The sequence below is a fragment of the Pseudomonas sp. FME51 genome, assembly GCF_014897305.1.
In genome coordinates, this window is sequence record NZ_JABUYN010000021.1 from 25134 (window position 1) to 33843 (window position 8710).

General features: G+C 54.2%; 2 protein-coding genes. Both read right to left on the minus strand.

Annotated features, from left to right (window positions below):
* Positions 1-234: 234 nt before the first annotated feature.
* The gene (locus tag INT39_RS21590) at positions 235-7611 is read right to left on the minus strand and encodes a non-ribosomal peptide synthetase (RefSeq protein WP_193076029.1); all 7377 of its coding nucleotides are present in this window, start codon (positions 7609-7611) and stop codon (positions 235-237) included.
* The coding region (locus INT39_RS21595) for an AMP-binding protein (protein ID WP_193076030.1) at positions 7608-8710 on the minus strand (1103 nt) is incomplete at its 5' end. The genes INT39_RS21590 and INT39_RS21595, both read right to left, overlap by 4 nt.

An 8710-nucleotide genomic window follows, 5' to 3' on the forward strand; every position in this document is an offset into this window, starting at 1 on the left:
TTTCGTACAGAGCCTAAGGCAAAACAACGCGTAGCCCCCGCTCCGGCGGTGTGGATAAGTGCGTCTTGAATATACCCGGCTGGCTAACCAAGGTATAAGGCTGCTTCAGGCAGTCAAACCTGAATACATCAGTTGCTCAAAATCAGAAACTCCCTGAGAGCGGCCCCATATCTTAATTGTGGGGCCGCCTTTCCTGCCGGAAAGAAAACCCAAAACATAATCGAGAATAGTTAACTATTCCCCACGCACCAACTCAGCCTTTAGGCTTTCAATGAATTCATAGGACATAACCATCTTCTGATGGGGAAGTTCCAACACATGACTACTACTGATACCATTAAGCAAGCCAGAGGTGAGAAGATAAAGTTCCAAGACCCGAGGTGCTTGCAACGTTAGAGAAGACCACCAGCAAGATGGATTTACGATCAGTGGCTTATATTTTATATCCTTACAAAGCTCACCTACATTTTTGAAAGATTCATAGCCAATAGCCAATTCGGCTGCCTGACTATAAATATTATAGATCTCTCTAAACAGATAATGGTCAAGCCCTTTTCCTTTAGCAAGGTCTTTCAGGAGAAAGTCGACCAAGGTGTCGTCTTGCAAGCCGCGCCCTCGACCTTCTGCCACTTTCTCCGCAAGATAGGTCTCATCTTTCTCAGGAAAGAAGGCTTGAATGAAAAGTACAGCTTCTTTATTGCGGGAATCCAAACTTGCTGGATCATGTATCGGTTCTGCCTCTGCACTTCCATGGGCGGGGGTGTAGAAATGAGCTAGCTCCGCAGGAAGTGTAGGATCAATCAGCCCCAGCCATTCAACAGTTTCTCCGGCCGCCTCCAAACGTTGGGAAATATCCCAAGCTATGGCGCCACCTGTTGACCAGCCCAACAACCTATAGGGCCCTTCTGGTTGTGATTCTCTAATTTCTTTCAGATAGAAAACAACCATCTCATCCCAAGTTCTGTAATGATTCCCTTGATCTACAAACGCTCTATTCAATAACGCGCAGACGCTGTATCTACCATTCAAGGCATGAGCTAGCGGGTAATAGGGGAAGACTGTTCCACCACCCGGCGGCAAGCAGTATATTGTCGGACTTTCCTTTACCGTACTGTTTAGCTTTATCAGACTAGATTTGAATCCAGCCAATTCAGAGCGAAGCTTCATCGCTTGTTGTTCAATGGTGGGGTGCATCATGAAATCATAAACAGAGAAATTGCTGTCTATCTGGTCACGTATTTTCTGTACGGCAGCCAAGACCAAAAGCGAATGACCACCCAGCTCAAAAAAGTCATCTTGCAAACCAGTGCTACCGACGTTTAAAACCTTCTGCCAGATATCGGACAGTTTGCGCTCGATGCGTGTTCTTGGCATTTTCTGCGCGCGCGTAGATGCGCTTGAATTTGGCACAGGCAGCGCCTTCCGATCCAGCTTTCCGTTAGAGGTCAATGGCATTGCTTCAAGGAATACCAGATGGGTCGGGACCATGTAGCCCGGCAAGCTATCCTTGAGATACTCTCGTATGGCTGAGGAAAACTCGGCTTGTTGGTCTAATCCAACATCAGTAATTAGGTAGGCTACCAGTTGCTTGCCGTTTTCCCCGTTGATAGCAAGAACTACCGCCTCACGAATAGAATTATACCCTTTCAATCTGGATTCAATCTCGCCTAACTCGATCCGAAAACCTCGAATTTTTACTTGGTAGTCGATGCGCCCGATATACTCGATAACGCCATCAGCACGGTAACGTGCCAGGTCACCAGTACGGTAAAGTTGCCCACCACCCTGCTCGCTGCTGTCGAATGGGTCGGGAATGAAACGCTCAGCTACCAGCGTTGGGCGATTTAGGTAACCACGAGCGAGGGATTCACCCGCAATCAGAAGCTCTCCAGAACAACCAGCTGGGCACACATTCATGCTTCCATGCACGATATGAGCCCTGACATTACTGATTGGTCGACCTATTGCCGGTATATCGCCGGCTTTGCACACATGACTGCAGGTATCAATGGTTGCCTCGGTTGGACCATACAGGTTGATTAATGGCCCCTCCCAACTCGAAGACACCTCCCGTACCAACCGCTCACTCAACGCTTCTCCACCACAACATAACAATCTCAGGGAAGCCATGCACTGACTGCTAGCATACGGGAGCAGCGCCTGAAGCACGGAGGGGGCCAGTTGCAGTATGGTTATCTTCAGCCGTTCAACTTCATTCCACACCCCAGATAGATCTGCCATCAGGCTGGGAGACGCCATATGCAATTGTGCACCCGAGAGTAGCGGTAACCAGAACTCCCATACTGCGGCATCGAAACTGAAAGCAGTCTTTTGCAAAACCCGATCTGATGCTTGGACTTCAAAACGTTCTTGCATCCAGCACATATGGTTCAACAATGAGCGTTGGCGCACTGCCACGCCTTTGGGCAGCCCTGTAGAGCCAGAGGTGTAGATCACGTAGGCTAGGTTGTCTGGCTGCGTGAAGTTGCTCGGATTGGCTTTATTGTAGTCGTTCAGCCATTCCTTAACCGCGTCCAGACTCAGAACTTGAATATTGTCAGGTACAGGCAATAGGTTAAGCAGATGCGATTGAGTCAGCAACAGCTTGATGCCACTGTCTTCCATCATGTGAGCCAGTCGACCCTGTGGGTATTCTGGGTCCAGCGGCACATAGGCGCCGCCGGCCTTGAGAATCGCCAGCAGGCTAGTCACCATTCCCAGGCTGCGTTCCATGGCGACACCGACCAGTACATCCGGACCGACCCCTAGCTCTCTTAGCTTATAAGCCAACTGGTTGGACCGTTGGTTCAACGCCTGGTAGGTCAGCTCCTCATTACCAAACACCACTGCTGTTGCAGTTGGTGTTCTCTCGGCTTGGATTTCGATCAACTGATGGATGCGCTGATCACTCGGGTGGCTCGTTTCGGTGCGGTTCCAGTCATAGATGATCTGCTGCTGCGCTTCTTCGCTCAGCAGCGGCAATTCATCGATACGTTTCTGGGGTGACTTGACGATACCGTGCAGCAGATTGATCCAGTGCCCAGCCAGTCGCTCGATGGTCGACTGGTCGAACAGAGCCGTGGCATAGCTCAGCGAGGCGTCAATTCCCTGCTCATGCTCGACGGTGTCCAGCGACAGGTCGAATTTGGTGGTAGTTTCTTCGCGGACCAGTCCCGCCACTTGCAGCCCTGGCAACTGCCTGCTTGCCCCCCTCACCTGGCTCTGGTGGTTGTACATCACCTGGAATAGCGGACTGTGGCTCAGGCTGCGCTCCGGCTGCAGCGCCTCGACCAGTTGCTCGAAGGGCAGATCCTGATGAGCTTGCGCGCCCAGCGCGGTTTGCTGCACCTGCTTGAGCAACTCGCTGAAGGTAGTGTGCAGATCAAACTCGGCCTTGAGCACCTGGGTATTGACGAAGAAGCCGATCAATTGCTCGGTTTCCACCCGGTTTCGGTTGGCAATCGGCACACCCACGCGGATATCGTTCTGCCCTGAGTAGCGATGCAGCAGGGTCTGGAAACTGGCCAGCAATAGCATGAACAAGGTGACGCCCTGTTGCTGGGCCAGCTGTTTGAGCGACTGGGCCAGTTGGTCGTTCAGCTCAATGCTCAGCCCAGCACCCTGCTGGTTCTGGATTGCCGGGCGCGGGCGATCGGTGGGTAGCTCCAGTACCGGCTGCTCATCGCCGAGTTGCTCCTTCCAATAAGCAAGTTGCCGTTCCTGTTCGCCAGCTTCCATCCACTGGCGTTGCCAGATGGCGTAGTCAGCGTACTGGATTGGCAGCTCCGGCAGGCTGATGGTTTGGCCATTGCGATAGCCCTCATAGAGCTGGATCAGTTCATCGACCATGATCGGCATCGACCAGCCGTCGGAGACAATATGGTGCATGGTCAGCACCAGAACATGCTCATCCTCGGCCAGGCGCATCAGTCTCACCCGCAACAACGGGCCGTGCTCCAAGTCGAAAGGCTTGGCAACTTCTGCCTCTACTCTGGACCGGATCAGCGTTTCATCTGCCGTTTCCAGAGTTTCCTGATCCAATACCAAATTGATCTGCGAATGAATGGCCTGAAGCGCCTGTTCGCCATCCTGACGGAAGGTGGTGCGCAGGGTTTCGTGGCGGGCAATCAGACTCTCAAAGCTCAAGCGCAGCGCCTCGATATCCAATCTTCCTTTGAGCCGCATTGCTGCCGACATGTTGTAGGCGGCCCCCTCCGGCTCCAACTGCCAAAGGAACCACTGGCGTTGCTGGGCATAGGAAAGGGGTAGTGACTGATCACGATTCACCCGCGTGAAGGCGGGTACCGTGCTGGACGTGCCCTGCCCTGTATGGGCTGCAAATTCGCCCAGAACCGGAGTTTCAAACAAGGTGCGCAACGGCAGCTCGATATCCAGCGCCTGTCGGATTCGGGAGATTACCTGGGTAGCCAGCAGTGAATGCCCCCCCAGTTCGAAGAAGTTGTCGTTCAGACCCACCTTTTCCACTTTCAGCACGTCAGCCCAGATCGCGGCGATCTGTTGTTCCAGCTCACTCTGCGGCGCAACATACTCCTGCTGCAACTGGCTGGCAGCGGGTGCCGGCAAAGCCTTGCGATCCAGCTTGCCATTGGGCGTCAGCGGCATTTTCTCAAGAAATACCAGATGCGATGGCACCATATAGTCCGGCAGAGCGATGCGGAGGTGCGCCCTCAATTCATCACGCAACACCGTTGCCTGCTGATGATCATTGGATTGAGCCAGCGTCAGGTCTGCTGGTACCAGATATGCCGCTAACTGGCGACTACCTGGTCCTTCGACGTCGATCACAGCGGCTTCGCGTATCGCTGCATGCTCTTGCAGCCGTGCTTCGATCTCGCCCAGCTCTATGCGGAAACCACGGATCTTTACCTGATGGTCTATGCGACTAATGTACTCCATGATCCCATCGGCTCTGTACCGGGCCAAATCGCCTGTCCGGTATAAACGACCGCCCCCCTGTTCACACCTGTCGAGTGGATCAGGGACAAAGCGCTCGGCCGTCAGGTCTGGACGGTGCAGATATCCCCTGGCCAGGCCATGCCCGCCGATCAACAGTTCTCCGGCAACACCTGGCGGCGCAACACCGAACGCACGGTCCAGAATCTGCAGCGCCGTATTGGCAATTGGCTTGCCCAGATAGGGGGCTGGGTTTTCTGCATCCAGGTAATGCAGTCCAGACCAGATGGTGGTTTCTGTCGGACCGTAAAGATTCCAGACATGTCCGGTTTGTTCGATCATCCGAGAGGCCAGATCGGATGCCAGGGCCTCTCCACCACAGAGCAGTTTGCATCCAGCAAGGCCACCGACAGGAATGGCATCCAGCAGCATCCGCCAGGTTGAAGGGGTAGCTTGAATGATGCTGACTGACTGGTCCTGGATGAGCTCAAGTAATGCTTGAGGGTCCTTGTTCTGCTGGTTAGCCAACATGATTACCGAAGCTCCTGCCAGCAAGGGCAAGTAGAGTTCCAGGCCTGCAATGTCAAAGGACAGGGATGTCAGCGCCAGGACTTTATCCTGAGCCTGTATCCCTGGCTGCAATGCCATACCGGCCAGAAAGTTTGTCAGGGCCTGGTGCCTGACAGCGACGCCTTTGGGTTTTCCGGTTGAGCCGGAAGTGTAGATGCAGTAAGCCAAGTGCTCTGGATCAACCAATGTATGCAGGTTTGCGTTGGAGTATCCTTCCAGTTCGTGCCAGTCGCGATCCAGACACCAAATGTTGATATCGGCTATAGGTAGTTGATCAAGAAGGTGGTGTTGGGTCAGCAGCAGCCCTGCATTGCTATGCTCCAGCATGTAGGCCAGTCGTTCCTGCGGATATTCCGGGTCCAGCGGTACATAGGCGCCGCCGGCTTTGAGAATCGCCAGCAGGCCCAGCATCATTTCCATACTGCGGTCGACGGCAATACCGACCAATATGTCCGGGCCCACGCCCAGATCACGGAGCTTATAAGCCAGCTGGTTGGCCTTCTGGTTCAACTGCTGATAAGTCAGTGCCTGACTGCCAAACACTATTGCCACCGCATCTGGTGTCTTCTCGGCCTGGGCTTCAATCAACTGGTGAATGCACTGATCGCTTGGGTAAATCGCTTCGGTACAGTTCCAATCGTAGATGATTTGCTGCTGTTCTTTTTCGCTCAGCAGCGGCAACTCCGAGATACGTTGATCTGGTTGCTCTGTAATGGCATGGAGCAGACTCAGCCAATGGTCTGCCAGCCGCGTGATGGTATCCGCTTCAAACAGTGCCGTAGCGTAGGTCAAGGAGGCGCTGATACCTCCGCTGTGTTCGCAGGTGTCCAGTGTCAGGTCGAATTGGGCGGTTTGTTTTTCCCGGGAGAGTCCTTCGACCTGCAGGCCTGGCAGTTGTTGCGCATTGCCATGCGTTTCCATCTGATGATTGAACATCACTTGGAACAGTGGGCTGTGGCTCAAGCTACGTTCAGGCTGCAGCGCCTCTACCAGTTGTTCGAAAGGTAGGTCCTGGTAGGCCTGGGCCTCCAATGTGGTGCGCTTTATCTGCTGCAGCAATTCGTTGAAGGTGGTCTCAAGCTCGAACTCCGCCTTGAGCACCTGAGTATTGACGAAAAAGCCGATCAACCGCTCGGTTTCCACCCGGTTACGGTTGGCGATTGGCACGCCGACACGGATATCGTCCTGGCCTGAGTAGCGGTGCAGCAGAGTCTGGAAGCTGGCCAGCAGCAGCATAAACAGGGTCACACCCTGTTGCTGCGCCAGTTGTTTCAGGGAACGGGATAATTCTGGAGTTATCTCGATGGACAGGCTTGCGCCTGCATGGCTCTGCACCGTTGGGCGGGGGTGATCGGTCGGCAGTTCCAGTACTGGCTGCTGATCGCCAAGCTTGGCTTTCCAGTAGGCCAGTTGCCGCTCCTGTTCGCCCGCTTCCATCCAGTTGCGTTGCCAGATAGCATAGTCAGCGTACTGGATCAGCAGCTCCGGCAGAGTCACCGGCTGGCCTATCCGATAGCCTTCATAGAGCTGCATCAGTTCATCAACCATGATTGGCATCGACCAGCCGTCGGAGACGATATGGTGCATGGTCAGAATCAGGACATGGTGGTCTTCAGCCAGGCGTAGCAGCTTCACCCGCAACAACGGGCCGTGTTCCAGATCGAAAGGACCTTGTGCTTCGCCTTCCACCAGGGTCTTCAATGTTTCGTCTAGGTCATCGCCGGGTTGGGTGCTGAGAGTTTCCACGGCAAGCGGGAAACTGGTAGCCGGGTGAATGATCTGGATGGCCTGCTCTCCATCCTGATGGAAGGTGGTGCGCAGGGTCTCATGGCGGGCGATCAGCGCTTCAAAGCTGGCACGCAGCGCTTCACTATCCAGTTTCCCCTTGAGTTGCAGAGCCACTGACATGTTGTAGGCGGCACCGTCTGGCTCCAATTGCCAGAGAAACCATTGCCGCTGTTGAGCGTAGGACAATGGAATGGCGTCGAACAGCTCCTTGATCGCCGGTATTGGAAGGTTCACCGGGGAGATATTCTCCGCGAGCATTTTTTCCAGGTAGATTTTTCGCTTGCCCAGAGGTTGGGTGACAAAGCGTTTGGCGATGCTCAGTGCCATATCCATGTTCATTCGGTTTCCTCCAACTCTTCAGCGAACAGATCCAGACGTTGTAATTTGGCTTCGAACACCGATGCGCTTTCCGTATCCAGGCTCTGACAGAAGGCTGCGAGAGTGGGATGTTGAAACAGTAGTGCCGCGGCGACCTTTTGACCGAGGGATAGCTGCAGCCGGGAGAGAACAGAAATCACCAGCAGGGAATGGCCGCCCAGCTCGAAGAAGTTATCGTTCATACCAACCTTTTCCACCTTCAGAACATCTGCCCAGATGGTGGCGACCTGTTGCTCAAGCTTGCTCTGCGGTGCGATGTATGCCTGCTGCAACTGGTTGGCATCGGGCGCAGGGAGGGCCTTGCGATCCAGTTTTCCGTTGGGTGTCAACGGTAGTTGTCCAATGAAAAGCAGATGTGCCGGGACCATATAGTCCGGCAGGGTTTCTTTCAGATGGTTACGCAAGGCAGTACGTAGTGCGGCTTGCTGTTCTGCATCGCCCGAGCGATTGGTATCGGCGACCAGATAGACGACCAACTGCTGACCACCAGGTCCGTCAATATCAATGACCACTGCCTCGCGGACAAACTCGTGCTCCTGCAGACGAGCTTCAATTTCGCCTAGCTCGATACGGAAACCACGGATCTTCACTTGGTGGTCGATCCGTCCGATGTATTCAATTACGCCATCGCTGTGATAACAGGCCAGATCACCGGTGCGATAGAGGCGACCACCTCCCCGTTCACTGGTATCCAGGGGATCGGGGATAAAGCGCTCAGCCGTCAGGGCTGGACGATTGAGATAGCCTCGAGCCAAACCTGCTCGCCCCACATGCAGTTCACCATTGCACCCTTTATTGACCGGCTGGCCAGCCCCATCCAGCACATACCAAGACAGGTCCGAGATGACGCTACCCAGCGGACTGCTCACCCCACGGGGTAAGTCATTTACGGTGAGTAGGCGATGGCTTACATGAACCGTGGTTTCGGTAATGCCGTACATATTGACCAATTGCGGCTGGCCATCACCAAAGGCATCGAACCAGGGAGCCAGACTGCCTACATCAAGCGCCTCACCACCGAAAATGATGTAACGCAGTGACAGAGGCTGGGCCTTGTCCA